The sequence below is a fragment of the Pseudoalteromonas sp. SR43-3 genome (assembly GCF_014163875.1).
Classification (GTDB): Bacteria; Pseudomonadota; Gammaproteobacteria; order Enterobacterales; family Alteromonadaceae; genus Pseudoalteromonas; species Pseudoalteromonas distincta.
This window is the reverse complement of record NZ_JACJEC010000002.1, coordinates 325,155-351,916: the sequence shown is the minus strand read 5'-3', so window position 1 is coordinate 351,916 and position 26,762 is coordinate 325,155. Positions and strand designations below refer to the sequence as shown.

Annotated in this window: 23 protein-coding genes; 7 read left to right on the top strand and 16 right to left on the bottom strand. The window is 40.1% G+C overall.

Features of this window, described 5'->3' with window-relative positions; genetic code table 11:
- The first annotated feature begins 5 nt into the window (after positions 1-5).
- The 3 genes from H5088_RS03935 (at position 6) to H5088_RS03925 (ending at position 3,075) form a co-directional block, all read left to right on the top strand.
- Entirely contained in the window at positions 6-500 is a 495-nt protein-coding gene (locus H5088_RS03935) for a gamma-glutamylcyclotransferase family protein (RefSeq protein ID WP_024605481.1), read from the top strand.
- A gap of 15 nt (positions 501-515) precedes the next feature.
- On the top strand, positions 516-2,057 hold the full coding sequence (locus tag H5088_RS03930; protein WP_024605482.1) for a serine hydrolase: 1,542 nt from the start codon (positions 516-518) through the stop codon (positions 2,055-2,057).
- A gap of 100 nt (positions 2,058-2,157) precedes the next feature.
- A complete protein-coding gene (locus tag H5088_RS03925) occupies positions 2,158-3,075 on the top strand; it encodes a histone deacetylase family protein (protein WP_182752236.1) in 918 nt (305 codons plus the stop codon).
- Positions 3,076-3,088: 13 nt separating this feature from the next.
- Here H5088_RS03925 and H5088_RS03920 read toward each other — a convergent pair whose 3' ends face one another.
- The 14 genes from H5088_RS03920 to rsmD all read right to left on the bottom strand — a co-directional run bounded on the left by H5088_RS03920 (position 3,089) and on the right by rsmD (position 19,196).
- Positions 3,089-3,382: a hypothetical protein gene (locus H5088_RS03920; protein WP_002957811.1), complete on the bottom strand. Its 294-nt coding sequence runs from the start codon at positions 3,380-3,382 to the stop codon at positions 3,089-3,091.
- Between the two features lie 6 nt (positions 3,383-3,388).
- Positions 3,389-4,198, bottom strand: a complete 810-nt coding sequence (locus tag H5088_RS03915) for a DUF2797 domain-containing protein (RefSeq protein ID WP_024597548.1) — start codon at positions 4,196-4,198, stop codon at positions 3,389-3,391.
- A gap of 22 nt (positions 4,199-4,220) precedes the next feature.
- A complete protein-coding gene (locus H5088_RS03910; RefSeq protein WP_182752235.1) occupies positions 4,221-6,761 on the bottom strand; it encodes an EAL domain-containing protein in 2,541 nt (846 codons plus the stop codon).
- Positions 6,762-6,873: 112 nt separating this feature from the next.
- Positions 6,874-8,157 carry a phosphoribosylamine--glycine ligase gene (gene purD, locus H5088_RS03905; RefSeq protein ID WP_182736988.1) on the bottom strand — a complete coding sequence of 428 codons (1,284 nt, stop codon included), beginning with the start codon at positions 8,155-8,157 and terminating at the stop codon, positions 6,874-6,876.
- A gap of 15 nt (positions 8,158-8,172) precedes the next feature.
- Positions 8,173-8,994, bottom strand: coding sequence for a class I SAM-dependent methyltransferase (locus tag H5088_RS03900; RefSeq protein ID WP_182752234.1), 822 nt, complete (start codon positions 8,992-8,994; stop codon positions 8,173-8,175).
- A gap of 106 nt (positions 8,995-9,100) precedes the next feature.
- Positions 9,101-10,687: a bifunctional phosphoribosylaminoimidazolecarboxamide formyltransferase/IMP cyclohydrolase gene (gene purH / locus H5088_RS03895; protein WP_024603688.1), complete on the bottom strand. Its 1,587-nt coding sequence runs from the start codon at positions 10,685-10,687 to the stop codon at positions 9,101-9,103.
- A gap of 325 nt (positions 10,688-11,012) precedes the next feature.
- Entirely contained in the window at positions 11,013-11,303 is a 291-nt protein-coding gene (fis, locus tag H5088_RS03890) for a DNA-binding transcriptional regulator Fis (RefSeq protein WP_002957804.1), read from the bottom strand.
- A 19-nt stretch (positions 11,304-11,322) separates the two neighbouring features.
- Positions 11,323-12,294 (bottom strand): tRNA dihydrouridine synthase DusB, encoded by a 972-nt coding sequence (dusB, locus tag H5088_RS03885; RefSeq protein WP_024603689.1) that lies wholly within the window; start codon positions 12,292-12,294, stop codon positions 11,323-11,325.
- Between the two features lie 282 nt (positions 12,295-12,576).
- Complete coding sequence (prmA, locus tag H5088_RS03880; protein ID WP_002957801.1) at positions 12,577-13,458, bottom strand: 50S ribosomal protein L11 methyltransferase; 882 nt, start codon at positions 13,456-13,458, stop codon at positions 12,577-12,579.
- 68 nt (positions 13,459-13,526) lie between these two features.
- Positions 13,527-15,377: an RNA polymerase sigma factor RpoD gene (gene rpoD, locus H5088_RS03875; RefSeq protein ID WP_154903596.1), complete on the bottom strand. Its 1,851-nt coding sequence runs from the start codon at positions 15,375-15,377 to the stop codon at positions 13,527-13,529.
- 390 nt (positions 15,378-15,767) lie between these two features.
- Positions 15,768-17,519, bottom strand: a complete 1,752-nt coding sequence (dnaG, locus tag H5088_RS03870; protein WP_165744708.1) for a DNA primase — start codon at positions 17,517-17,519, stop codon at positions 15,768-15,770.
- A 244-nt stretch (positions 17,520-17,763) separates the two neighbouring features.
- The gene (locus H5088_RS03865) at positions 17,764-18,210 is read right to left on the bottom strand and encodes a GatB/YqeY domain-containing protein (protein WP_007376027.1); all 447 of its coding nucleotides are present in this window, start codon (positions 18,208-18,210) and stop codon (positions 17,764-17,766) included.
- 19 nt (positions 18,211-18,229) lie between these two features.
- Complete coding sequence (rpsU, locus tag H5088_RS03860) at positions 18,230-18,445, bottom strand: 30S ribosomal protein S21 (RefSeq protein ID WP_002957797.1); 216 nt, start codon at positions 18,443-18,445, stop codon at positions 18,230-18,232.
- Between the two features lie 145 nt (positions 18,446-18,590).
- The gene (gene rsmD, locus H5088_RS03855) at positions 18,591-19,196 is read right to left on the bottom strand and encodes a 16S rRNA (guanine(966)-N(2))-methyltransferase RsmD (RefSeq protein WP_182720029.1); all 606 of its coding nucleotides are present in this window, start codon (positions 19,194-19,196) and stop codon (positions 18,591-18,593) included.
- 207 nt (positions 19,197-19,403) lie between these two features.
- Between rsmD and ftsY the strand changes: the two genes are divergently transcribed.
- The 4 genes from ftsY (at position 19,404) to rpoH (ending at position 24,327) form a co-directional block, all read left to right on the top strand.
- Entirely contained in the window at positions 19,404-21,401 is a 1,998-nt protein-coding gene (gene ftsY / locus H5088_RS03850) for a signal recognition particle-docking protein FtsY (protein ID WP_182752233.1), read from the top strand.
- A gap of 87 nt (positions 21,402-21,488) precedes the next feature.
- Complete coding sequence (gene ftsE / locus H5088_RS03845; protein ID WP_002957793.1) at positions 21,489-22,166, top strand: cell division ATP-binding protein FtsE; 678 nt, start codon at positions 21,489-21,491, stop codon at positions 22,164-22,166.
- Entirely contained in the window at positions 22,163-23,149 is a 987-nt protein-coding gene (gene ftsX, locus H5088_RS03840) for a permease-like cell division protein FtsX (protein WP_002957792.1), read from the top strand. Before ftsE ends, ftsX begins: the two co-directional genes overlap by 4 nt.
- A gap of 314 nt (positions 23,150-23,463) precedes the next feature.
- Positions 23,464-24,327, top strand: a complete 864-nt coding sequence (rpoH, locus tag H5088_RS03835; RefSeq protein WP_002957791.1) for an RNA polymerase sigma factor RpoH — start codon at positions 23,464-23,466, stop codon at positions 24,325-24,327.
- A 344-nt stretch (positions 24,328-24,671) separates the two neighbouring features.
- Here the strand turns inward: rpoH and H5088_RS03830 are convergent, their stop codons facing one another.
- Positions 24,672-25,433 (bottom strand): divergent polysaccharide deacetylase family protein, encoded by a 762-nt coding sequence (locus tag H5088_RS03830; protein WP_182720031.1) that lies wholly within the window; start codon positions 25,431-25,433, stop codon positions 24,672-24,674.
- A 50-nt stretch (positions 25,434-25,483) separates the two neighbouring features.
- Positions 25,484-26,749, bottom strand: coding sequence for a S41 family peptidase (locus H5088_RS03825; RefSeq protein WP_182752232.1), 1,266 nt, complete (start codon positions 26,747-26,749; stop codon positions 25,484-25,486).
- Positions 26,750-26,762 lie beyond the last annotated feature (13 nt).

Genomic DNA, 26,762 nt, shown 5'->3' with positions numbered 1-26,762 from the left:
TAAAAATGCCGCTATATAATTTTTCGTTTGGTTCTAATATGTCATCTAACCGTTTGTTAGCGCGCTTGCCCAATGTAAAGCGTGTAGGAACTGCGATACTTAAAGGCTACGAGCTTACTTTTGATATGCTATTTAAAGATGGCTCAGGTAAATGCAGTATTTGTCCAAGCGATAAAGAAGATGCATTGGTTTACGGCGTTATTTATGAGCTCAATGAAGAAGAAAAAGCTATTTTAGATGGTATTGAGGGCGTAGGTTACGATTGTGTAGATATAGCCCCAACGCTTTTAACGGGTGAGACTGTAGCCGCACATTGTTATATAGCTAATACCCATGACAGCAATGTACTCCCATATGATTGGTACATAAAACACGTTCATCGCGGTTCACTTGAAGCGGGCGTACCAAAAGAATACAGTGATGCCATATTAAATCGCGCACAAAAAAGCGACACCAATCAAGAGCGCGCAGCAATTGAATTTGCAGTTCATCAAAAATAATAAAATAGGATTGATATGAAATTAACCAAACTTGCCGCAATTGCACTATTAGCAGGCACTACGTTTAGCAGCTGGGCACAAGTTGATACCAACAAAATTGACGACGTAATTAAAGCGTCAATGGCACGTTTTGACGTACCCGGTATGGCAGTTGCCATTGTTGAAAACGATAAAGTAATATTTGCTAAAGGCTTTGGTGTAACTAATCTCGATACCAACAAAAAAGTAAACAAAGACACTTTATTTGGTATTGCTTCAAACACAAAAGCATTCACTACTGCGGCACTGGCAAAGTTGGTTGATGAAGGTAAATTAAGCTGGGATGACCGCGTAATTGATCATTTACCCGAGTTTAGATTGTACGATTCGTACGTAACACGCGAAATGCGTATTCGTGACTTATTAAGTCATCGCAGTGGGCTTGGGCTTGGGCAAGGAGATTTAATGATTTGGCCAAGTACCGATAAATCAGTTGATGAAATTTTAGCGGGATTACAGTATTTAAAACCAGCGAGCAGCTTTCGTAGTAAGTACGCTTATAACAACTTGATGTTTGTTACCGCTGGTGAAGTGGTTGCACGTGTGTCGGGTATGAGCTGGAACGATTACATCGAAAAAAATATATTACAGCCGCTGCACATGGATAACTCACGCGCGGGCTTTTCACGTATTCCTAAAAGTAATAAAAACTGGGCGACAGGTCATATCCCTATGGATGGCACGCTTCATCCATTTTTTGTGAACTACCTTGAGGACTTTAGAGGCGCAGGCGCCATTGCTTCAAGTGTAAGCGATATGAGTCAATGGCTACGTACGCAATTAGCAGGCGGTAAAATGCCAAGTGGCGAGCAGCTATTTAGTGAAAAGCAACAAGCGCAAATGTGGCACCCACATATTACATCTATGGCGTCTAAAAGTGCGTTTGAATCGTATCATCAGCAGTTTAGGGGTTATGGGTTAGGCTGGAGCATTGAAGACTACCATGGCTTTAAAAAGCTAGGTCATGGCGGTGGTATTTTAGGAATGGTATCGCAAGTTACTTTATTGCCTGAGAAAAAACTTGGTATTGTTATTTTATCTAATCAACAAGCTTTTGGTGCGCTTTCGGCGGTAACCCATGAAGTACTTGAAGATGCACTTGAGCTTGAAGATAAAGACTGGGTAGAGGATTTAGCTAAAAGCCATTTTGAAGGCAAACAACAAGCGTATGTTAATGCAAAACCAGAAGCCCCCGCTGACTACCAACCACAATTACCAAACATTAATTACACCGGTACATTACACGATGATTGGTATGGCGATGTAATTATTGAGCAGTTAGATGGTAAATTACGCATTGATTTTACCCACACTAAACGCTTGAAAGGCACTCTTGAGCATTACACAGGTAATACATTTATTGTTAAGTGGGATGAAAAATTACTAGAAGCAGATGCGTTTATTCGTTTTGAAATGAGCTCACAAAATCGTGTAAACAGTGCCAAAATGCGTGCGGTATCAACACAAGTAACCGACTTTAGCTTTGACTTTAGAAACCTACATTTAAAAGCAAAATAGCTAATATTGATATTTAAAGTATTGATATAAACCAAAGTCGCAAAGCCACCCATCGGTGGCTTTGCTATATTAAGCTTTTACACCTTGTAAGGGACTTTTTATGCGTACCGCTGTTATTTCTCATCCTCATTGCCGTAAGCATAAAATGATAGACGACCACCCCGAGTGCCCAGAACGTCTAGATGCCATAACAGACCGATTACTTGCCAGCGGCGTAGATGTTGGCTTAACACACCTACAAGCACCCAAGGCCGAGCGTGAGCATTATTTACTTGCTCACGATGAAGCTTTACTTAAACACGTAGAAAATACGCTACCAACAGAAGGGCTCGCTAATTTAGATGGCGATACGTGGCTGTGCCCCGATTCGTTTAAAGCGATTGAGCGGGCAGTAGGTGCAGGATTGTTAGCGGTTGATGAAATACTTGCCGATAAACTCGATGCTGCTTTTTGCTCAGTACGCCCGCCAGGGCATCACGCTAATAAAAACTCATCATCTGGGTTTTGTGTGTTTAATAACTTAGCTATTGCTGTTAAGTACGCACAAAGCAAAGGGGTTAAGCGCATTGCTATTGCGGATTTTGATGTACACCACGGTAATGGCACGCAAGATATTTTTATTGATGACGAAAATGTACTGCTTTGTTCGTTATTTCAGTATCCGTTTTATCCAAATACAGCGGTTAAAAATAATAGCCATATAGTTAATTCACCTCTGCCAATTGCCAGTAATGGCGACGATTTAAAAGAGGTGTTTACTGGGCAATGGCTACCAAAATTAAAAGCGTTTAAACCTGAATTACTTTTTATAAGCGCAGGGTTCGATGCTCACCTAGAAGATGATATGGCAAGCTTAAAATTTGTTGAAGATGACTATACTTGGCTTACCGAGCAACTATGTGGCGTTGCTAAAGAGGGCGGTTGTAAAGGGGTTATTTCGTATTTAGAAGGTGGCTATGCGCTATCAGCTTTAGGTCGCAGTGCTGTAGCGCATATAAAAGTGCTTACTGAGGTTTAAATAAAGAGAGTGTTTATAGCCCTAGTAAATCAAACGCCTGCGCAGTACTTAGGGTTTTGATTTTACCAAGGCAGCATTGCCCTTCATTTAATAAGTAAGCTGTAACAAGCTGTGCTAGTTGCTCGCCATTCAATTTAGGGCAAACAGTGCCTTGTAAATTAAGGTAGTCACCTTGCTTGTTAAGTACTCGCACATCGCTTAGCTCACTTTGCGTAACGCTGTGCAAGCACTCTTGTTGCTCTTGTTGGTTATGGGCTATCTCAAGCTCATTATAAATAACCAATAATTGTGGGTAGCTGTTTAACATGGCCCGTTAGCCTACGGTTACTTCATAAGACGTAAATTTACGTATATTAATAACGCCTTTTTCAAAGATTAAGTACTGACCTTTAATACCTTGTAAAACACCACTTACAACAGGGTCTTTATCAAAGTTAAATGAGCTGATTTTTGTTGGGTATTCGGTTACTGGAAAGTTTAAATCAACCACATCTTCATCAAGTTGCTCTATTGCGGTTGCGCCAAATAATTCACTGAGCTCGTTTAGCTTTTCACTAATTTGTGGGATCAGCTCGGCTGCCGCTGCTTTTAAGTCAATTGCGTCGTTTTGACCTTTTAGCATATTGCGCCAATTAGTTTTGTCGGCAATAAATTCAGCCAATGCAACTTCTACTAAACCAGATTGCAGGCGAGTTTGCACTTTAAAAATAGGTAATGCCTGAGTGGCGCCTTGATCAACCCAGCGAGTCGGTATTTGTGTGTGGCGGGTAATACCTACCTTTAAACCTGAGGTGTTAGCGAGATACACATAGTGTGGGATCATGCAGTTTTCTTCGCCCCACTGCGGCTCTCGGCAAGTGCCTTGATCGTAGTGGCAGGTTTCTGGTTTCATTATGCACATATCGCAACTAGCAAGCTTGCGCATACATACAAAACAGTGACCTTGAGAATAGCTTTTTTTGGTTTTTTTACCGCAGTTAGAACATAAAATAGTGCCACTAAAGGTAAGCGTAAGCTCCTTACCTATAAATGCATTTAAGTCTACTAAGTGTTCACCTACAGGTAAGTGATATTGTACTGGTTCGGTTAAGCTCGATTTTAGTTTACGCAGTGTGCCTTGCATCTTTACTTGGCCCCTAAAGATGTTAAAAAGAGGAGTCTAACATTTTTAAGCTATATTGGCTTTTTAAGAAGTGTAAATAGTCGGTGTAAGGCAGTGCTTTTGCGTATAAATAACCTTGGGCGGAATCAGCGTTCATATCTTTGAGCAAGTGATGGATTTCTTGGGTTTCTACCCCCTCAATTGTTATTGATAAATTGAGGTTATGCGCCATATCAATGGCTGTTTGTACAATAACTTGGTGAGTTGGGTTATTAGGCAAATCAAAAACAAATGACTTATCTATTTTAAGCTCACTAAAGTGATAATTAACTAAGTAGCTAAGTGACGCGTAGCCTGTCCCAAAGTCATCCAGTACCACTTTAATACCTAATGCGGTTAACTCATCAACTAACTTTATAAGTGCATCTTGACTATCTACGAAGGCCGATTCGGTTAGTTCAAATTTAAGTAAGTGTGCCGGCACTTGGTATTTAATTAAAATATTTTCTACTTTTTCGGCTAAGTTATTTATGGTTAAGTTTTTAGCACTTAAATTTACGCTAATTGTGTGCTCGTTATAGCCATTTTTTGTAAGCTCAACTATGTCTTTACAGGCTTGCTCTATTACCCACAGTGTTAGCTCGTTAATAATACCTGTGTGTTCAGCAAGTATTATTAGCTCTTCAATTGATAAGTTGCTGTAAGTTGGGTCGGGCCAACGTAATAAAGCTTCAGCACCACTTACGTGGTTACTTAATAAGTTTATTTGAGGTTGGTAATAAAGCGCCAGTTGATTTGTTTTGATTGCTTGTTGCAGCTTAGCGGCTAGAGCAACGTCCATCATCAGATTATTACCGTTTGACGATGACCCAACTTGATTAACGCTACCTTTTGCTTTTTTAAGCGCTAAATAACCACGCTTTAACCAATATTCAAAGTCGTTACTCTTGCCTGCACTACTAATACCTATACTGTAACTAAGCTGCAGGTTTAGCCCTTTAATTTCATATTGTTTTGGTAGGCTACTAATTATTTTAGTCAGTAGTGCTTCTAGCATTTCTTGGTTTTGCGTTTTTGTAGAAATACAGGCAAATACACCACTGCTTAAATCGGCTAAGCGAGGACTGGTGTTTAAATCTGTTTCGAGGTTTGTAAATTCACGTTCATGGCTGAGTTCTAATTCAAGCTCTTTGGCTATATGCTTTATAAGTGTGTAGCCCTGAGAAGAGGTAATAATCGTATTAAGTGAATTAAAGTGACGTATTTTTATTAAACACAACGTTGTTGAGCGGTTTTGGCTCTGTAGTGCCATAAATGCTTGTTTTAGCTTGGAGCTATTAAGTAATCGTGTTTGTTGTGTATGCGTGGCATGATAAAGCGCACGTTCTCGCTGATACCTTACCCTGTCTGCTAATGCCATCGCCATTAAAATAACTTCACACAAAATAGCGACTAAAAAGGCATGGCGGGTTGCAAAGGTATACGGTAAAACACCAGTGAGTTCCATAGGCTGAATTGCCGCACCAAAAATTAGCGGTATCCATGATAAAACATAAAACTTAGCCCACCTAAAACCACTGCGTAACTTGTTATATATTAAAATAATACAGGTAATATAAAGCAGTACCATTACACCAAAAAATATAGGAGCCGCTATATTTTCAGGAATAAACAAGCTACATACAGCAAGAGTAAACATAAGCCAAAGTAGAGCTACGCTCATTTTGTAACGCCAACACTTATCTTTATGATAGCGCAAAAACATGGTGCAAAAAGCAAGGGTGAAAAAGGCGACCCCATAATTACTAAACACAATTTGTTCGTGAATAAAGAGCTGCCATTGCTTAGGCCATAAATAAAAACCAAAGCCCAGTACTGCACCCATTAGCGTAATAGCGCTGACGATGTAGCCAATATAAATTAAATAAACACGGTCTTTTATACCAAAATAAAGCACCAAGTTATAAAGTGCAGCCATCAATAGCACGCCTACAAAAATACCCCAGATCCCAGTTTGAGAGCGCACTAAGTCAATAAACTCTTTATCACGATACAAGTTTACAGGTGTTTTACTTATGCCTATTGTGTCTATTTTTATTACTAGGCGTTGTGATGATTTTCTTTCTACTAAAAAGCGAATATGCGGTACGCTGTATTCAAACAAAGAGAGGGCTTCTTCTTTATCGCCGAGTTTGTATGTTTCAATTAGTTTGTTATTTTTATCGAGGCGATAAACCGTAAGGTGATCGACCATAGGGTTGTCAAAATGTGCTACAACATTTTGCTTGTTAAGACTTTTATTTTCTAAATCAAGAAACAACCAATAATTTTGTTGGCTAAAGCTCCATGGAACATCTGAAAATGGTTGATGAGTAAGTAATTCAGGTTGGTTAATGATGGTATCGAATGTTTTAGTTTTGGTTTCGTCAATATAGTAGGCGTAATCGAGGTACATTGGAGCCGTTTTATCAATTGTATATCGTGTAGGCACGACTAAGTTTGATGCCAATGTACTGATTATAAAAAATATAAAAATCAGTATGGCAACAGCAATTGCATGGTAACGTAAAGTTCTTAGTTCCAACGTTAATTTACTTTTAAAAAACCTTTTAATTAGTGTAGCACTAAAAAAGCGCAGGGAAACTGCGCTTTTTTAGTTAAATTAATTGGTTATACCAATGAATAGGTATTATAGGCTATTGCTCGCGTGCAATAGCACGGTAAGCTATATCTGTACGATATTCCATACCATCCCAGCTAATTTGTTTAACAAGCTCATAGGCGCGTTGCTGCGCTTGCGTAACAGTGTTACCAAGTGCTGTTGCGCATAATACGCGACCGCCTGCGGTTACAACGTCATTGCCACTTTGTTTAGTACCCGCATGAAACACTTTTTCACCTGCAGGGTAATCCACTTTTAGCCCCGAAATAGCGTCACCTTTAGGGTAATCACCAGGGTAGCCTTTAGCGGCAATTACAACACCAACGGCTGCGCGTGGGTCAAACTCAATTGTTGTTTTATCAAGTTCTACACGGTTAGCAGCTTCAATCAATTCAACCAAATCTGATTGCAAACGTAGCATCATTGGTTGAGTTTCAGGATCGCCAAAGCGACAATTGTACTCAATTACTTTAGGGGTGCCTGTTTCGTCAATCATTAAACCTGCATATAAAAAGCCGGTGTACGGATGGCCTTCGCTTGCCATGCCTTCTACCGTAGGGTAGATCACTTCGTTCATAATACGCTGGTGGATTTCATCAGTAACAACTGGCGCAGGTGAGTATGCACCCATGCCACCCGTGTTAGGACCCGCATCGCCATTGTAAGCGCGTTTATGATCTTGGCTTGTTGCAAATGGTAATACGTTTTTACCATCAACCATTACAATGAAAGACGCTTCTTCACCGTCTAAAAACTCTTCAATAACAACACGACTTCCCGCATCGCCAAAAGCATTACCCGCAAGCATATCGCGAATCGCTTCTTCGGCATCGGCCTCCGTCATGGCTACAATTACGCCTTTACCCGCAGCCAAACCATCTGCTTTTACAACAATTGGCGCGCCTTTCTCTTTTAAATAAGCAAGGGCAGGCTCAATCTGTTCAAACGTTTGGTAGTCGCCAGTTGGGATTTTATGACGTGCTAAAAAGTCTTTAGTAAACGATTTCGAACCTTCAAGCTGAGCTGCGCCCGCCGTTGGTCCAAAAATAGCCATGTTATGCTCACGAAACTTATCAACAACACCCAGTACTAACGGTATTTCTGGACCTACAATAGTAAGCTCTACCTTATTTTGCTGTGCAAAACTAAGTAAACCATCTAAGTCGTCAACGTTTATTGCTACGTTTTCAAGTTTTGGTTCAAGTGCAGTACCTGCATTACCAGGGGCTACAAATACAGTATTTACTTTGGTGTTTTGAGCGGCTTTAAACGCAAGTGCGTGTTCGCGGCCGCCGCTGCCAATGACTAAAACATTCATGGCGAAAATTCCTATTTAAAGCGGTTTCTTAAATTTCAGCGTCATGCGGTCGCTTTCACCAATGGCTTTATATTTGTCAGCATCTTGTTCGCCGAGTCTTAAGCTTGGTGGTAGCGTCCATACACCTTTAGGGTGATCGGCTGTATCTTTTGGATTTGCATTTATTTCACTGCTTGCTACTAATTCAAACCCAGCTTGTTCAGCAAGGTCTACTACGTAGCTCTGCTTCATATAACCTGATGTTTTTTGATCTTCATCAGCACGCTCTTCAGCTAAACGGTGTTCAACTAAACCTAATGTACCACCTGGTTTAAGGGCTTTATAAAAAGCTTGGAATGCACTTAATGCACCGCTTTTATCTTTGCCCATATACCAGTTATGTACATTACGAAATGTTAAAACCATATCGGCACTGCCAGCTGGTGCAATATCTAAATGTGTTACAGGTGCAAATTCAGTAATTTTAACGCTACTAAAGCGCTCATCTTCAGCTACTTTTTGTTTAAAGCCTGCAAGAGAGCGTTGGTAGTAGCCAACTGATGAATCAGCAGGAAAGTGCGCGGCATAATAAGTGCCTTGCTTTTTTAATGCTGGCGCTAAAATTTCACTATACCAACCACCACCGGGTGCAATTTCAACAACTGTCATGGTTGGTTTAAAGCCAAAAAATGCAAGTGTTTGAGCTGGGTGACGATATTCATCACGAGCGCTGTTTTTAGCACTGCGTTCGCTTGATTGAAGTGCATGTTCAAGGCTTGATTCGTGGTTATGGCTAAGCGCCATAGTCGATGTCATTGTTAGTGTGGCTACAAGTAGCGATTTTAGCGCAAATTTCATTGTTTGTTCCTTCACATTATAATTTTAAATAGGTTATTGAATAATCAGAATACGTGAATTTATAGCAAACAAAAAGGGTTAAACCAACGTTTAACCCTTTGTGTGATTAGTGGCGGAAATGGCGCATACCAGTTAGTACCATTGCCATGCCAGCTTCATCAGCAGCTGCAATCACTTCTTCATCACGCATTGAGCCTCCAGGCTGAATTACCGCAGTAATGCCAGCTGCTGCGGCTGCGTCAATGCCATCACGGAATGGGAAGAATGCGTCAGACGCCATAACTGAACCTTTAACTTCAAGGTTTTCGTCGGCGGCTTTTATACCTGCAATTTTAGCTGAGTATACGCGACTCATTTGGCCTGCGCCCACACCAATGGTCATACCGTCACGGGCATAAACAATTGCGTTTGATTTAACAAACTTAGCTACTTTCCAGCAAAACAGTAAATCTTTAAGTTCTTGCTCAGAAGGCTGGCGCTTAGAAACAACTTTTAAGTCGCCTTGCGTTACCATGCCTAAGTCGCGGTCTTGAACTAAAATACCGCCGTTAACGCGTTTAATATCTTGGCCTGCGGCTTTACCTGTCCACTGTCCACACTCTAATAGGCGCACGTTCTTTTTAGCTTCAACAATTTTTGCAGCGTCGCTCGAAATACTAGGTGCAATAATTACTTCAACAAACTGACGGTCAACAATTGCTTGTGCAGTTGCTGCATCTAGCTCTCGGTTAAAGGCAATAATGCCACCAAATGCTGATGTAGGGTCTGTTTTAAAAGCGCGCTCGTATGCTTGTAGAATATTGTCGCCAATTGAAACACCACACGGATTAGCATGTTTTACAATTACGCACGCAGGTACGTCAAATTCTTTAACACATTCAAGTGCTGCATCGGTATCTGCAATGTTGTTAAACGAAAGTGCCTTACCTTGCAATTGAGTTGCTGTTGCAACTGATGCTTCAGCAATGTCATTTTCAACATAAAAAGCAGCATCTTGATGTGAGTTTTCACCGTAACGCATATCTTGCTTTTTAGTGAACTGCATATTGATAGTACGTGGGAATTTAGTCTCTACAGCAGCTTCCTCGGTGTAATCAGGCACCATTTTACCGAAGTAGTTAGCAATCATGCCATCGTATTGTGCAGTGTGCTCGTAGGCGGCAATCGCTAAATCAAAACGTGTTTTGTACGTTGTTGAACCATTGTTGTTTTGCATTTCGCTAATAACACGGTCGTAGTCGCTCGCGTTTACCACGATTGTTACATCTTTGTGGTTTTTAGCTGCTGCACGAACCATTGTAGGGCCGCCAATATCAATGTTTTCAATGGCATCTTCAAGGCTGCAGTTTTCTTGAGCGACTGTATTCGCAAAGGGGTATAAGTTAACTACAACTATGTCGATAGCAGAAATGTTGTTATCTGCCATTACGCTTTCATCTTGTCCGCGACGGGCTAATATACCGCCGTGAATTTTTGGGTGAAGGGTTTTTACGCGACCATCCATGATTTCAGGGTGGCCTGTGTGATCTGATACTTCAGTCACTTTTATGGCGTTATCAGCAAGTAGTTTACATGTGCCGCCAGTTGATAAAATATCAACGCCTTGCGCTTCAAGTGCGCGGGCAAATTCAACAATACCGGTTTTATCAGACACACTTAATAGTGCGCGACGAATGGGACGATGAGTATCCATTGTAGTTTGATTTCCTCAGTTAATGAGCTAGCTTAGAAGCGGGCATTTTAACTGATTACTACTCAAAAAACGACTTATAAAGGCTCAATAAGCGTGAGCATTTTGCAATTTAGTTAATAAACTGTAGGCATAAAAAAAGCACCTTAAGGTGCTTTTTTTGCATAATACCAGTTGTATTGGATTAGTAAGTAGTAATAACGATAGAAAAACAAGTCTATAACAAGGCAAAAATTTTGCAGTGTAGTTATTCTACATAAAAAACTTTTAACGACGTTATGGGCTTGTTTAGCTCGTTAGAATACTTACGCTTTCAATATAATTGGTATTAGTTCATGCCGTATTTTTTAAGCTTTTTACGTAAAGTACCACGGTTGATACCTAGTAAAATTGCTGCACGAGTTTGGTTACCACGTGTATATGTCATTACTTCTTCAAGTAATGGCGCTTCTAGCTCTGAAAGAACAAGGTCGTAAACGTCTTGCACATCTTGACCGTTAAGCTGCTTTAAATAGTGGTGAACAGCTTTTTTTACTGCATCACGCAATGGCTGCGGTTTCTCGTGTGACTGAACATGAGGGTTAGTGATAAATGGAGAAGTCACGTTTTGTTCGAACATTATTAAGTCTCTTTCTTTCTTAGTTAGCTGCTAGTGTTTTAAAGTATTGCTCTAATGCGACGACCTGTGCCTGTGGGTTGTCGAGCGCATTAAATACTCGCCTAAACTGACCATCACTGTCATGGGTTTGCAAATACCAAGATACATGTTTGCGAGCAATTCGCGCTCCCATTGGCTCACCGTAAAACATATGGAGGTTTGTTAAATGCTCCATTAATATACTGCGCACCTCTGCAATAGCAGGTGGCTGTAAATGTTCCCCAGTTCGCAAATAGTGGTCTATCTCCCTAAATATCCAAGGGCGACCTTGGGCGGCTCGGCCAATCATAATGGCATCTGCACCCGTATAGTCTAAAACCTGTTTTGCTTTTTCTGGTGATGTAATATCACCATTGGCAACTACAGGAATCGACACTGAACGTTTTATATCCCTAATCGTGGCGTACTCAGCATCACCTTTGTACATACATGCGCGCGTACGCCCATGTACAGCAAGTGATGCAATGCCATAACGTTCAGCTATTCTCGCAATCTCTACACCATTACGGTTATCCGGATCCCATCCTGTACGGATTTTAAGTGTCACAGGTATATCAACAGCATTAACAACTGCATCAATAATCTCTTCCACAAGTTCAGGAAACTGTAATAAGGCAGAGCCTGCGAGTTTCTTGTTCACTTTTTTTGCTGGGCACCCCATATTGATATCTATGATCTGTGCACCATTAGCAACATTGAATTGTGCGGCCTGCGCCATAAGCTCAGGATCTGCTCCTGCAATTTGCACCGCGCGTATACCCGACTCACCGCTGTGATCCATACGGTTCATCGACTTTTCTGTTTTCCAAACCTTAGGATTTGACGATAGCATTTCAGACACAGCTAAGCCCGCACCTAAGCGTCGACAAAGTTGTCTGAATGGTCTGTCTGTAATGCCTGCCATTGGCGCGACAATTACATTATTCTCAAGTTGGTATTTACCGATACGCACTATATTCAATAGGCCTCTTTTCAAGGGGCGCTAAGTTTACGGTTTTTTTCACAAAAATCAAAGGCTATAAATTGAACAAAAGTAACTTTTTTTTGCCCTTTTCGTATTGACATTTGATAACCACATGACAAGTAGGTTGATTTGTTTGAAATTCATACAGATTTTATTTTTTACAAGATAACTAGAAAATTTTTTGATATGTAAAAAAATAGTAAAGCCTGTTAAATACAGGCTTTACATGCATGTTTTGAGTTAATGCTCTAGATTTGATTGTTCGATTTATTACGCTTTTTTAGTGCCACTTACTCGAGTCCAATCACCTTCAACGGCAATGTCATCTAGTTCAATAAACGGTGCATAAATGTCAGCAACCGATTGTGCTTGTTCTTCTAAAATACCTGACATGGCAATTTTACCACCTGGCTTTAATAACCCTAAAATCACACTATGTAATTCGCGAAGTGGCTGGGCTAAAATATTGGCCACTACTATATCTGCACTAAACTCAGGTTGGTTTTCTGGAAGGTATACTTCGAGTTTGTCTGCAACACCATTTCGGTTCGCGTTATCAAGGCTAGCTTCAAGCGCTTGAGGGTCAATATCTATCCCAATCATACGCTCTGCACCTAGTTTTATAGCTGCAATACCTAAAATGCCTGAGCCACAACCAAAATCAACAACCGTTTTACCCGTCAGATCTTGGCTTTCTAACCATTTAAGGCACAAGGCCGTTGTTGCATGCGTACCCGTGCCAAAAGCAAGGCCAGGGTCTAGCAATACATTTACAGCATCAGGGTCAGGAATGTCGCGCCAGCTTGGGCAAATCCATAGTTTTTCGCCAAATTGAATAGGGTGGAAGTTATCCATCCATTCACGTTCCCAGTCTTTATCTTCAAGTTGCTCGATTTTGTATACTAAATTGTCTTTTAGCTCATCATGGCGCTTCAATAACGCAACGACTGCGTTCATATCATGATTAGCTTCGAACAGGCCAATAACTGTGGTATCAGCCCAGAACACAACGGTGCCAATTTTAGGCTCGTAGATAGGGGTGTCTTTTGCGTCAATAAAGGTTACTGAAGCGCTACCCGCTTCCATTAATAGATCGCTTACGGCATCAGCTGTTGCAGCATTGGCATTAATACGAATTTGGATCCAAGCCATGGTTATTTCCTTCAAATAGAAAAAAGGCCGCTATAGCGGCCTTTTTAGTTTATATAGTAGCGCTAAAATTATTTAGCGTCTAAAAAGCTTTTCAGTAAATCTGAGCGAGAAGGGTGGCGTAATTTACGCAGCGCTTTCGCTTCTATTTGACGAATACGCTCACGTGTTACGTCAAACTGTTTACCTACTTCTTCTAAGGTGTGGTCGGTATTCATATCAATACCAAAACGCATACGTAGTACTTTAGCTTCACGAGCTGTTAAGCCTGCAAGTACATCGTTAGTTGCGCCACGAAGAGATTCCATTGTTGCCGAATCGATTGGCGAATCAATAGTTGTATCTTCGATAAAGTCACCTAAGTGAGAATCTTCATCATCACCGATTGGTGTTTCCATTGAAATTGGCTCTTTAGCAATCTTAAGTACCTTACGGATTTTATCCTCAGGCATCATCATGCGTTCTGCTAATTCTTCTGGATTTGGCTCACGACCCATTTCTTGTAACATTTGACGAGAGATACGGTTAAGTTTATTAATCGTTTCAATCATATGCACAGGGATACGGATTGTTCTTGCTTGGTCAGCAATAGAGCGTGTGATTGCTTGACGTATCCACCACGTAGCATAAGTAGAGAACTTATAACCACGGCGATATTCAAACTTATCAACCGCTTTCATCAGACCAATGTTACCTTCTTGGATTAAATCTAAGAATTGTAAGCCACGGTTTGTGTATTTTTTAGCAATTGAGATTACAAGACGTAAGTTAGCTTCAACCATTTCTTTTTTCGCACGGCGTGCTTTCGCTTCACCTATGCTCATTCGACGGTTGATGTCTTTAATACGCTCAATGCTTAAACCTGTTGTTTGTTCAATAACAGATAATTTATTAATGCTACGAATGATTTCTGGCTTAACTTCTTCAAGTTTAGCTGAATACTTTTCGTTACCTGAAATTTCTAAATCAACCCAAGAAGCGTCAGTTTCGTTATTAGCAAAATGCTTAACGAATGTTTTCTTTGGTAATTTAGCAATTTGAACAGCTTGCTTCATGATTAGGCGTTCTTGAACACGAACACGATCCATCATTTCACGCATGTTATTTACCATGCGGTCAAACTGTTTAGGTATTAATTTAAATGTTCTGAAAAGCTCACCAATTTCAAAAATGGCTGCTTGTGATTCAGGATGCGAACGACCTTTAGCTTCAAACGTATCACGTGCTTTATTATATAAATCACGTAAATTTTCAAAATGAATACGAGCTTCTTCAGGATCTGGCCCTGTGTCTATCTCTTCTTCATCTTCATCATCGCTATCAGCATCATCTTTGTCATCTTTATCGTCGTCCTCAAGTTGCTTAGCACTTAATTCTGAACCGATGTTAGTTGCTGAAATTGGCGCTGTATCTTCATTAGGATCGATAAAGCCAGCGATAATATCGCTTAAACGCATTTCTTCAGCTTCAAACTTATCCCACTGCTCTAGTAGGTAAGTGATTGCTTCAGGGTACTCTGCAACAGAAATCTGTACTTGATTAATGCCTTCTTCAATACGTTTAGCGATTACAATTTCGCCTTCACGTGTAAGAAGTTCAACAGTACCCATTTCGCGCATGTACATGCGAACTGGATCCGTTGTACGGCCGATTTCTTTTTCTACAGTCGCAAGGGCTGCAGCGGCAGCTTCAGCTGCGTCTTCGTCTGTCGTTGTTTCTTGCATCATTAATTCATCAGCATCAGGCGCGTTTTCGCTAACCTTGATACCCATGTCATTAATCATGCTTATGATATCTTCTACTTGATCTGAGTCTATAATGTCTTGTGGAAGGTGATCATTTACTTCTGCAAAAGTTAAGTAGCCTTGCTCTTTACCTTTCTGAATCAGAAGTTTTAATTGTGACTGAGGAGTTGGATCCATAGAGATTGTTTCTTCCACTCTGATAAGTTGATACAACAGGCGCCATCATGTAGTTTGCATTAAAGCTAACTAGAATAATGTGACGCAGTGAATAGCACAGTATAACAGTTTAAATCAATTTTGACTAGGGTCTGTTGGTCTTTCAGGATTAAAGTTTGTTCTATCCAAGGGTGGTTTAATCGCGGCGCGAGGTTTGTAACCTAGTGGGCTAAGTAAAAACCGAGCAACAAAGAGTAAACCTCCCTTGGGTCGAACCCAAAGGGCAGCGCGTGTTTGGTATTTATGCTGCGTTATCGCCTATTTATGTGGAATAACCACACTACATAAGCTCTGTCTTGTCTAAATACCAAACACACTGCTGTAAACTTAACCTCGAAAGATAAACAGACCCTAACTGTTAGTCGCTTTTAACGCTGTCATTAACAAATGACACTCAAGCCTTTCATCGCTACTAAGGCCTTGTGTCTTGTCCTTTATTAATAGGGTCTCGAGTCGATAATTTAAACACTGATCTTCAATAAATTTGAAAGTATTTTTAAAAACCGTCTCTAAACGTTCTTCATTTATCTCATGTTGCCACGTTGCAAGCTTGATTAATGGCTCGTAATCTTCAGTTCCTCGAAAAAACTCGAGCAGTTGCGCAGTGGTCACATTTTCTTTTTCTAAAGCTTGTTCTTGTAATCGTAATAACAGCCCTATGCCAGCAATGTTCATTTGTGCAAGCTCAGGTAAATACGGCACACTTTTAGCTAAATTAGGGTGCTGGATCAATATACCGATAGCTTGGCGCATAGGTGTTATTTTAAATTTACGTTCAATAGAGTGTTGTTGTTTAGGCGTTTTTAAACGGCTATTCAACTGCTCACGCGTTCTGCCAATTAAGCGTCCTAATTGTTCAAGAATGTTTTCTTGATAAAACTCACTTGGAATTTTTTCAATTAGTGGAAGTGCTGCACTAAGAAGTTTAGCTTTTCCTGAATCGAGTGTTAAATCAACCTCTTGGCTTAATTTATTAAACAATACTTTGGTAAAGTCATCTGCTTGGCTTAGGCGCAATTCGAATTGCTCCTTACCTTCTTTTTGTACAAGCGAGTCAGGGTCTTCGCCATCTGGTAAAAATGCAAATTGTAGTGCTTTACCATCGTTTAAATAAGGGAGTGCATTTTCAAGTGCCCGCCAAGCAGCGTCACGGCCAGCCCTGTCGCCATCGTAACAACAGATTACTTTATCAGTAGTTCTAAATAAAGTGTGCATGTGCTCGCTTGTTGTTGCTGTCCCCAGTGATGCAACTGCATATTCAATCCCTTGTTCAGCTAAGGCAACAACATCCATATAACCTTCAACAATCATTACATGATCAAGTTTTTTATGGGCTTGCTTTGCTTCGTAAAGCCCATAAAGCTCAAAGCCTTTATGGAAAATTCGGGTTTCTGGCGAGTTTAGATATTTTGGCCCTTGGTCGGCTTGCATTACACGCCCACCAAATGCAATAACGCGTCCGCGTTTATCGCGAATAGGGAACATTAGGCGATCGCGAAAAAAATCAAATTGTCTGCCTGGTGTTTTTTCTGAAGCTAGCTTTAGCTCAACCAATTGCTCTTTTTGTTCTTTATTACGACCAAGCTGTAGGCATAGCCCATCCCATTCACTGGGAGCGTAGCCAATCATAAATTTTTTAACAGTTTCACCGCTTAAACCACGGCCTTTAACATACTCAATAACAGCAGCAGAATTACTATGGTGTTTTAATTGGTGCTGATAAAAGCGAGCAGTATGAAGCATTAAGTCGTAATCGGAGCGCTTTTGCGCAGCCGTACGCTCTGGTGCTGAATTTGCGCCTTGTTCTCGAGGTACTTCTAAGTTAAGCATGCTGGCTATTTCTTCAATAGCATCTACAAACTCTAGCTTTTCGTACTCCATTACAAACGAAATTGCATTACCATTAGCGCCACACCCAAAGCAGTGATAAAACTGTTTGTCTTGCGATACAGTAAATGAGGGAGATTTTTCGTTATGAAATGGGCAGCAAGCTTGATAATCCTTACCTGCTTTTTTTAGACCTACTTTTGAGTCTATCAGGTCGACAATATCGGTTCTGGCAAGTAAATCGTCTATAAAGTTACGTGGGATCTTTCCGGCCATTAGTAAAATACAGTCCTGAAATAATAAGAAGAAGAACGAATATGAAATTTACTTTTTTATACTTGCTTGATGCAAAATATAGTGTGCTTTAACTTACCAAAATGACAGCGAAATAAATAGGGAAGCTATAAAAAATTTCATTTTAAAGTAACCTAATCGGTGTACTTTTTATTAAAGTTAAAAACAAAGAAACCGAGCGCTAGGCTCGGTTTACTTCAATCATACTTTAATGTATGTGGGAGTATTAGGCAGTTAATCGTTGCTTAATTAAACCAGAAATCTTACCCATATCGGCTCGACCTTCAGCTTTGCTTTTGATTATACCCATTACTTTACCCATGTCTTGCATACCTGCTGCATTAGTATCAGCAATAGCCGCGTCAATGAGAGCAATTATTTCTTCTTCACTCAATTGTTGAGGTAAAAAAGTTTCAAGCGCTACTATTTCATTGGCTTCAATATCAGCTAAATCATCACGCCCAGCATCTTTGTACTGAGTGTAAGAGTCACGACGTTGTTTAACAAGCTTCACTATAACGGAGGTAATACCTGCGTCGTCTAGCGTTATTTGCTCGTCAATTTCACGTTGCTTGATTGCAGCAAGTACCATACGAATAGGGTTAAGACGTTGCTTGTCTTTAGCTCTCATCGCATCTTTTTGCGCATCTTTTAGCGTTATTAAAAGGCTCATTTATACAAGACCTAATATATTAGTATAATTTAACGCGACGAGCGTTATCACGAGAAAGTTTTTTCATGTGACGTTTAACTGCAGCAGCTTTTTTACGCTTACGCTCAGCTGTTGGTTTTTCATAGTGCTCGCGACGACGAACTTCTGAAAGGATTCCTGCTTTTTCACATGAACGCTTGAAGCGACGAAGTGCTACGTCAAACGGTTCGTTCTCTCTTACTTTAATTACTGGCATTAAAAATTCACCTACCTAAATTATGAGCGTTGCTCAAGTTGATCAAACATTGATCAAGTGGTTCAAAAATGGTGCGGTATTGTAATCCGAAGCAACACCACATGTAAAGGACAATATTAACAGAAACGCATTACGTTAAACAGTATTAATTTGCTTGGCGCTGGTACAGTTGGCAAAGTACTTGTCCCGCCTTTTTTTCTTTAATTAACAACCAGTTGGTTGGTGTTTCTAAGGCGGCTAGCTCTGCCTCTACTTCAACATAAATTAATGCGTCGTTGCTTAACCATTGGTTTTTTTCTAATAAATCGCAGGTTGTTTGCGCTAAATCTTTACGAAATGGTGGGTCAACAAATACAAGATTAAAGGCTTTGTTTGTGTTTTTTTGCTCTAAAAAGGAGAGCGAATTAGTATGTTTAACGTATGCGTTGTCGAGCTTTAAAGTGCTAATATTTTGTTCTAATTGCTTAGCGGCTAATGAGTCGAGTTCGATAAATGTAGCGCTTTTAGCATATCGTGATAGCGCTTCAAATCCCAATCCACCAGAACCGGCAAAACAATCAAGTACATTTGCGTCACGCGTATCTTGCATTAGCCAATTAAATACAGTTTCTTTAATTCGATCAGTAGTAGGTCTCAAGCCTTCTACGTTTTTAACCGGGAGTTTACGGCCTCGAAATTGACCACTAATCACTCTAATAAAGCCATCACTGGGCTTGTTAGCTGCTTTATTTTGCGTTGTTTTTTTTCTCATTTAGCTCACTAAAAAATGGTATATGGTATCTAGCTCAGATAATATTATGGGCGATTACGTGTAGCTTCATTTTTCAACCGCATTAAAAGTGTTACTATTAAACACTTACGTTTTGAATGGTTGTATTTATTAGCAACTATTGCTGGGCATTGCCAAGCTATTTCAAATTTTAGTTTATCAGATTTTTATAAGTGGTTATTAGCAAGTATGACAAAAAAAAGTAAATTCATGTCGTGGCTCGGTTTTGGCAAGTCAGATAAAAAAGAAGCAGAGCAAAAAGCAGCAGCTGATAAACAACAAGTATTAGCGCAAGAAGAGGCCCAGAAGCTAGAGCAAGAAAAACTAGCGCAAGAGCAAGCTGAAGCTGAACGGTTAAAAGCAGAGGCTGAAACAGAGCGTTTAGAACAAGAACGCCAGCGTGCTGAAAACGCGGAAAAGATTGCCATTGAGCAGGCCAATGCTGAATTGCTTGCAAAACAGCAAGCAGATGCCGAGGCGCAAAGACAAGAACATGCGCACCGTTTAGCCGACCAAGAAAAAGAGATGCGCTTAGAGCAAGAACGATTAGCGGCAGAAAAAGTAGAGGCTGAGCGACTAGAGCAAATACGCCTTGAAAAACAAGATGAGGCAATCAAAGCCGAAAAGCTTGCAATAGAGCAAGCGAATGCTGAGTTATTAGCAAAAGAACAAGCGGATGCTGAAGCTCAAAGGCAAGAGCAAGCGAAGCGCTTAGCAGAACAAGAAGCGCAGATGCTTTTAGAGCAAGAACGCATTGCGGCTGAAAAAGCAGAGAATGAACGCTTAGAGCAAGTACGTATTGCAGCTGAAAAAGCAGAGAATGAGCGTTTAGAGCAAGAACGCCTTGCAGCTGAAAAAGCAGAAAATGAGCGTTTAGAGCAAGAACGCCTTGCAGCTGAAAAAGCAGAGAATGAACGCTTAGAGCAAGAACGCCTTGCAGCTGAAAAAGCAGAAAACGAGCGTTTAGAGCAAGAACGTATTGCAGCTGAAAAAGCAGAGAATGAACATTTAGAGCAAGAACGCCTTGCAGCTGAACAAGCAGAGAATGAACGCTTAGAACAAGAACGCCTTGCTGCTGAAAAAGCAGAGAATGAACGCTTAGAGCAAGAACGCCTTGCGGCTGAAAAAGCAGAAAATGAGCGTTTAGAGCAAGAACGTATTGCAGCTGAAGAAGCAGAAAATGAGCGTTTAGAACAAGAACGTATCACAGCAGAACTTGCAATTGAAGAAGCTAAAAAAGCCGAAAAGCCAAAAAAAGAAGGGTTTTTTTCTCGTCTTAAAAAAGGCTTGTTAAAGACTCGCGTTAATATAGGTTCTGGTTTTGCGTCTATTTTTAGTGGAAAAAAAATAGACGACGAATTATTTGAAGATCTTGAAACTCAATTACTCACCGCCGATTTAGGCGTTGATACCACCATGAAGTTGATTGATCGTTTAACTGATGCAGCGAACCGTAAACAGTTAAAAGATGGTGATGCGCTTTATGAGTTAATGAAACAAGAAATGGCTGCGATGCTTAAAACGGCAGAACAGCCTTTAGTCATAAGCGAAGATAAAAAGCCGTTTGTTATTTTAATGGTAGGCGTAAATGGTGTTGGAAAAACAACGACTATTGGTAAAATGGCTAAGCAATTTCAAAACGAAGGTAAGTCGGTTATGCTGGCTGCTGGTGATACGTTTAGAGCGGCAGCTGTTGAGCAGCTTCAGGTTTGGGGTGAACGTAACAGCATTCCCGTTATTGCACAGCATACAGGTGCAGATAGTGCATCAGTTGTGTTTGATGCATTCCAAGCGGCTAAAGCACGTAATATAGATGTGTTAATTGCTGATACAGCTGGGCGCTTGCAAAATAAAGATAATTTAATGCAAGAGCTTGAAAAGATAGCTCGTGTAATGAAAAAGATTGATCCTGATGCGCCGCACGAAGTGATGTTAACTATCGATGCAGGCACAGGGCAAAATGCAATTAGCCAAGTAAACCTGTTTAATCAATGTGTTGGTTTAACTGGTATTACGCTTTCAAAACTTGATGGAACTGCAAAGGGTGGTGTTATTTTTGCGGTTGCAGATAAGTTTAATATTCCAATTCGTTACATTGGTGTTGGTGAAGGTATTGATGATTTACGCGCTTTTAAAAGCGATGATTTTATTGATGCGTTATTTAGCCAAGATGAGGACGACGTTTAATTTACCAAAAAAGGGAGCTAGCTCCCTTTTTAATTGCGAGGAATACTAATTTCATTAATGTGTTAATGGAGTTGGCATAATAAAAAGATGATAAATTTTCAGCAAGTAAGTAAGACCTATCCTGGAGGGCACCGCGCCCTCGAAAAAGTTAATTTTCATATTAAACCGGGTGAACTTGCCTTTTTAACTGGCCACAGTGGTGCGGGTAAAAGTACGTTGCTTAAGTTAATTAGCTTAATGGAACGTCCTTCAGCAGGTAGTGTATTTATCAACGGTGTTGATTTAAACAAAGTAAACTCGCGTCAAATTCCTTATGCTCGTCGTGATATAGGTATTATTTTTCAAAACCATAGGTTATTAGAGCGCTACACTATTTTTGATAACGTGGCATTACCTCTCATTATTGAGGGGACTCACCATAAGCAAATAGCTAAACGGGTCCATGGCGCGCTTGACAAGGTAGGCCTAATTGACAAAGTGAAATGTCATCCTTCTATGCTCTCTGGAGGCGAACAGCAACGAGTTGGTATTGCCAGAGCTATTGTAAACTCCCCACCAATTTTACTAGCTGATGAACCAACAGGTAATCTTGACCCAGAGCTTTCAATGGAAATACTAAAGTTGTTTGAAGACTTTAATAAACACGGTACCACTGTTCTTATCGCAACGCATGATTTGGGTTTGGTTGCACGTATGAAGTATCGTAGCTTAACCTTAAAAGATGGCCGTATGCTTCAAGACCCGCTTGCTGAGGGGGCACTATGAGTTTACTTTTTAAAGGTCGCCAAAATAGTAACGACAAGCAAAAAAAATCAGTATTAGCTGGCGGTTACTTTTTTATTATTAATATCTTTCGCCAAGGTGTGCATAGCTTAGGTGAAATGTGGCGCACGCCGCTTGCGTCTATGATGACTATCGCTGTACTTGGTTTGAGCCTAACGTTACCTGCAACACTTTACTTAGTCGTTAAAAACGTACAGCAAGTGAGTAGTGGCTTTGAAGAGGCGAGTGAAATATCGTTGTTCGTAAAAGAAAGTATGAACGAGCAAGAAACGCAAACATTAGTAAAGCGTTTAGCACTTTACCCAGAAGTGGAAAGTGTTGAGTTTATTTCAAAACAACAGGCATTAACTGAATTTAAAGATGTATCTGGCTTTGGGCAAGCTTTGGAGTATTTAGATAAAAATCCATTACCGGATGTGGTACTCGTTACTCCAACAAAACGTCACAGACACCCAAATGCCGCTAAAGTACTGCTAACTAAATTAGAAAGTGAACGTGAAGTTGATTTTGGTAAGCTCGATATAGCCTGGTTAGAGCGTTTAAATGCATTACTAGATTTACTCAAAGAAAGTGTAATAACTATCGCATTATTACTACTTACCTCAGTGACACTTATTATTGGTAACACCATTCGTTTGTCGATCATGGATAAAAAAGAAGAAATACAAGTAATGAAGCTAGTAGGCGCAACGAACACCTTTATACATGCCCCATTTTTGTGGACCGGTATTTGGTATGGTGTAATAGGTGGTTTGTTTGCCTTTATATGCGTAGGACTGATGATGTGGTGGCTTTCAAGCGCTGTGAGCAGTGTAGCGGGGGTGTATCAAACAAGTTTTTCGTTAATAGGATTATCGCTTAATGAACTCGGCTTTTTAGTGTTACTTGCAACAAGCTTAGGATTTGTAGGCTCGTACCTTTCTGTAAATCGATATATTAAAGAAATAGAACCCGATAAAGTATAAAAAACCCTGCAAACTATAAGTGAACCAACCCAGCTTGATATGCGTAACGTATCGGACTGGGTTGTACCTCCCGTTACTAAAACTGTCATATTTGTGTACTATCCTCCCATAAAGTAATGAGTTGTAAATAAGGTGATGCGGTTAGGTTAATTGGCTGCAATCCCTCAATTCATCACTTATTCAGTCGCTTGTAGTAGACTAAACACATACTAAAAACTGCTTGATTTATACTTTTAAAAAGTTTTAAATTGGGGTTAGCACTCTTAGAGAAAGAGTGCTAAGATAGTTTCAAATGTTTATCACCGAGGTGAAAAATGAGTAAAGATTTATACGCAATGGCACTTACAGTCGGACAACAAAGCGCAAGCATGGACGGTTACCTTCAAGCGGTAAGCACTATTCCTATGCTTAAAGTTGAACAAGAGCAAGAACTTGCTAAAAGACTTCAGGAAGAAGGCGATCTTAGTGCTGCCAAGCAACTCATTATGTCGCATTTACGCTTTGTAGCACATATTGCTAAAAGCTACTCGGGATACGGCTTACCACAAGCTGACCTTATTCAAGAAGGTAATATAGGCCTGATGAAAGCGGTTAAACGTTTTGACCCTACAGTGGGTGTACGTTTAGTGTCGTTTGCAGTGCATTGGATTAAAGCCGAAATTCACGAGTTTGTTCTTAAAAACTGGCGCATAGTTAAAGTTGCAACCACTAAAGCGCAACGTAAATTGTTTTTTAATCTTCGTAAAAACAAAAAGCGTTTAGGCTGGTTCAACCAAGCTGAGGTTAGCACTGTTGCTAGCGAGCTAGGTGTGAGTGAAAAAGAAGTACGTGAAATGGAATCGCGCATGAGCGGCCAAGACATGGGCTTTGACCTAACTGGTGACGATAACGACGATGCACCAACAAGTACATACTCTCCAGTACAGTATTTAACAGATGGCGCAGCAGACTTAGCTGACGACGTTGAACAAGAGCAGTGGAAAGAGCAAGCGCATACTCGTTTATTTAGCGCACTTAAAACACTAGATGAACGTTCACAAGATATTGTTAGCGCACGTTGGTTGTCTGATGATAAAGCAACCCTTCAGGAGCTTGCACAAAAGTACAGTGTATCTGCTGAGCGTGTTCGTCAGCTTGAAAAAACAGCGATGAAAAAGTTACAAAGCGCTATGAGCTAATATTGCTCAAGCAGCAAAATTTAAAAAGCCCTGCATGAAAATGCGGGGCTTTTTGCTTTTGAGTAGGTTGGTTTGAGCGAAGCGAAACCCAACGATAAAATATCTAATCAAGTAATACCGATACTCTGCATTATCGAATGGTTATACCAATCCGCAATAATACTTAATCATTTTGCGAGGCTAAACGTGTCGCTACCTGCGTTAAAAAAGTCTCATTTAGAACAACTGAATAGTGAATTTTTTGCCTAGCTATCAACACGTTTTTCCGCCCTCAAAATAGACCACTTAATTAAGCGAATTGGTATTAGTTTATTATTCGGATATAGCATTATTTAAAGCTTATATTACCTAGCACTCACTCCCTTTCTCTCAGCATGCGCTAACTGAATGTACTTACGTTCAACTAATTGCGAAACCGGTACGAGTTCAAAACCTTGCTTAGTTAGCTCTGGTAAGGCATGGCGTAAAAATTCGATGGTTTCAGGGTAGGGATGAGCAATTGCAATGGCAAAGCTATGGGAAATGGCTAATTGTTTTAACTCTTCAAGCCTTAGCTGCAGTTGTTCTGGTGTAGTTATGTTGTCTAAAAACACTTGGCGACTAATATTAGCAACACCCAAAAAGTTAGCGGCATTTTGTGCCTGACTCAAATCGGTTGTGCGACTATCTAAAAAATATAAATGACGCTTTTTAAGTACTTCCATTGTCCACTTCATAGCTTGGCTTTTTTGTGTAAGCGCTGAGCCCATGTGGTTATTAACGCCTTTAACTTGCGGTAAACTAGCGAGAGCTGTTCCAAGAGTTTGCTGAAGCTGCTCTTTATTCATATTTAAAGTAAGCGCACCAGGCCCTAGTTCTTTACCGTTAAGTGCTTGCATAGGTACATGAAGCAATAACTCTTTATTTGATTGACTGGCAAGTGTTGCAAAAATTTGCGAATAAGGGGTATGGGGCAAAATTGAATACGACAATTGCCCAGGTAAGGAAAGGAACTCTAAGTCCCGTTGATGATAGCCTATATCGTCTATCACTATTGCTATTTGCTTGGCGCTAATTGTTGCAGAGCTAAAACAAATAGCTAATGTTAGCCATTTTATTATTTTCACGTTTATAGTTTTTATTATCTTTTTAGCTTTATTTATACAGCTTATACAAGCTATTGCATGCTGAGTAATTGTTTGGCTTTAACCAACTGTAAATCGGTTAGATTACCAGTAAGTAATTGCGCATTATTGTTAGTGTGTTCATTTTTTATTATAACGGCTTTATTACTTTGTGAAAGGTTTGTTTGATTAACCGCCACATCTGGGGTTATTCCTATTCCATCAATCGATTTACCTAACGGTGTGAAGTATTTCGCTGTGGTGAGCTTTAATGCGGTATTGCCATCACCGAGTGGAATGAGTGATTGTACAGAGCCTTTCCCAAAAGATTGGCTGCCAACAATGGTTGCTCGGTTATTATCTTTAAGTGCTGCTGCAAGTATTTCGGCTGCAGAGGCAGAATTTTCGTTTATAAGCACAACTATGGGCGCATTTTTTAGAATGTCTCCACGCTTTGCATAAAATGCTTGGTTAGCATCGTAAAAACGTCCTTTAGTCGTCACTATAGTGCCACTTTGTAAAAATAGGTCTGATACAGCCACTGCGCTTTGTAATGTCCCCCCTGGGTTATCACGTAAATCAATTACTAAGCCTTTAAGTGGGTAGCCAAAATGGCTTTGCAGGGCGGCAACTTGTAGTGCAACTTCATGTAATGTGTGGTTAGAGAAGTTATTGATAGCTATGTAACCAGTTCCAAAATCTAAAAGTTCGCTTGTTACACTTTCGAGGTTTATTTGGCGACGTGTGACATGAAAAGTGAGTGGGTTTTTATTGTTATCGCGATTTACAATTATATCTATATTCGAAAATTCACTGTCTCTTATTAGTGTTGCTACTTCGTCGATAGTACGGTTTTGAGCTGCGTTGTTGTTTACACTTACAATAATATCGCCTGGTAAAATACCTGCTGCTTTTGCGGGCGAATTATTAACCACGTTAACAATAGTCATATTCTCGTCTATGTTCTTAACTTCTATACCAATACCTGTGTAACGACCATTTGTATTATCAAATAATGAGGCTAACTCATACTCATTTAAGTACTTAGAATAGGAGTCGAGTTTTGAATATAAACGCTCAAACTGCTGGTTGTTATATTTAATATGGTGGCTATTTTGTAAGGTGAGATCTTCAACGTAATAGGTATGAATGTTAAAGAGTATTTCGTCTATTTGTTGTCTTTTAAGATCTTTAATTGAGCTTGCTAGTGCATTACTAGTAAAGGTAATTAGGGTTAGTAATACAAGTAAGTACAGACTTATATAAAAGTCTGTACTTTTTTTATTAACGGTATTTATTGTGTGTTTTTTAGTTGTCATCAGCTGCTCCAAG

Coding starts and splice junctions, on each gene's coding strand:
- ftsE (WP_002957793.1), top strand. CDS start 21,489: ATGATAAATTTTCAGCAAGTAAGTAAGACCTATCCTGGAGGGCACCGC.
- rpoD (WP_154903596.1), bottom strand. CDS start 15,377: ATGGATCCAACTCCTCAGTCACAATTAAAACTTCTGATTCAGAAAGGT.
- rpsU (WP_002957797.1), bottom strand. CDS start 18,445: ATGCCAGTAATTAAAGTAAGAGAGAACGAACCGTTTGACGTAGCACTT.
- H5088_RS03930 (WP_024605482.1), top strand. CDS start 516: ATGAAATTAACCAAACTTGCCGCAATTGCACTATTAGCAGGCACTACG.
- H5088_RS03825 (WP_182752232.1), bottom strand. CDS start 26,749: ATGACAACTAAAAAACACACAATAAATACCGTTAATAAAAAAAGTACA.
- ftsY (WP_182752233.1), top strand. CDS start 19,404: ATGACAAAAAAAAGTAAATTCATGTCGTGGCTCGGTTTTGGCAAGTCA.
- H5088_RS03925 (WP_182752236.1), top strand. CDS start 2,158: ATGCGTACCGCTGTTATTTCTCATCCTCATTGCCGTAAGCATAAAATG.
- dnaG (WP_165744708.1), bottom strand. CDS start 17,519: ATGGCCGGAAAGATCCCACGTAACTTTATAGACGATTTACTTGCCAGA.
- rpoH (WP_002957791.1), top strand. CDS start 23,464: ATGAGTAAAGATTTATACGCAATGGCACTTACAGTCGGACAACAAAGC.
- ftsX (WP_002957792.1), top strand. CDS start 22,163: ATGAGTTTACTTTTTAAAGGTCGCCAAAATAGTAACGACAAGCAAAAA.
- purH (WP_024603688.1), bottom strand. CDS start 10,687: ATGGATACTCATCGTCCCATTCGTCGCGCACTATTAAGTGTGTCTGAT.
- prmA (WP_002957801.1), bottom strand. CDS start 13,458: ATGGCTTGGATCCAAATTCGTATTAATGCCAATGCTGCAACAGCTGAT.
- H5088_RS03935 (WP_024605481.1), top strand. CDS start 6: ATGCCGCTATATAATTTTTCGTTTGGTTCTAATATGTCATCTAACCGT.
- H5088_RS03915 (WP_024597548.1), bottom strand. CDS start 4,198: ATGCAAGGCACACTGCGTAAACTAAAATCGAGCTTAACCGAACCAGTA.
- rsmD (WP_182720029.1), bottom strand. CDS start 19,196: ATGAGAAAAAAAACAACGCAAAATAAAGCAGCTAACAAGCCCAGTGAT.
- H5088_RS03865 (WP_007376027.1), bottom strand. CDS start 18,210: ATGAGCCTTTTAATAACGCTAAAAGATGCGCAAAAAGATGCGATGAGA.
- H5088_RS03920 (WP_002957811.1), bottom strand. CDS start 3,382: ATGTTAAACAGCTACCCACAATTATTGGTTATTTATAATGAGCTTGAG.
- H5088_RS03900 (WP_182752234.1), bottom strand. CDS start 8,994: ATGAAATTTGCGCTAAAATCGCTACTTGTAGCCACACTAACAATGACA.
- purD (WP_182736988.1), bottom strand. CDS start 8,157: ATGAATGTTTTAGTCATTGGCAGCGGCGGCCGCGAACACGCACTTGCG.
- fis (WP_002957804.1), bottom strand. CDS start 11,303: ATGTTCGAACAAAACGTGACTTCTCCATTTATCACTAACCCTCATGTT.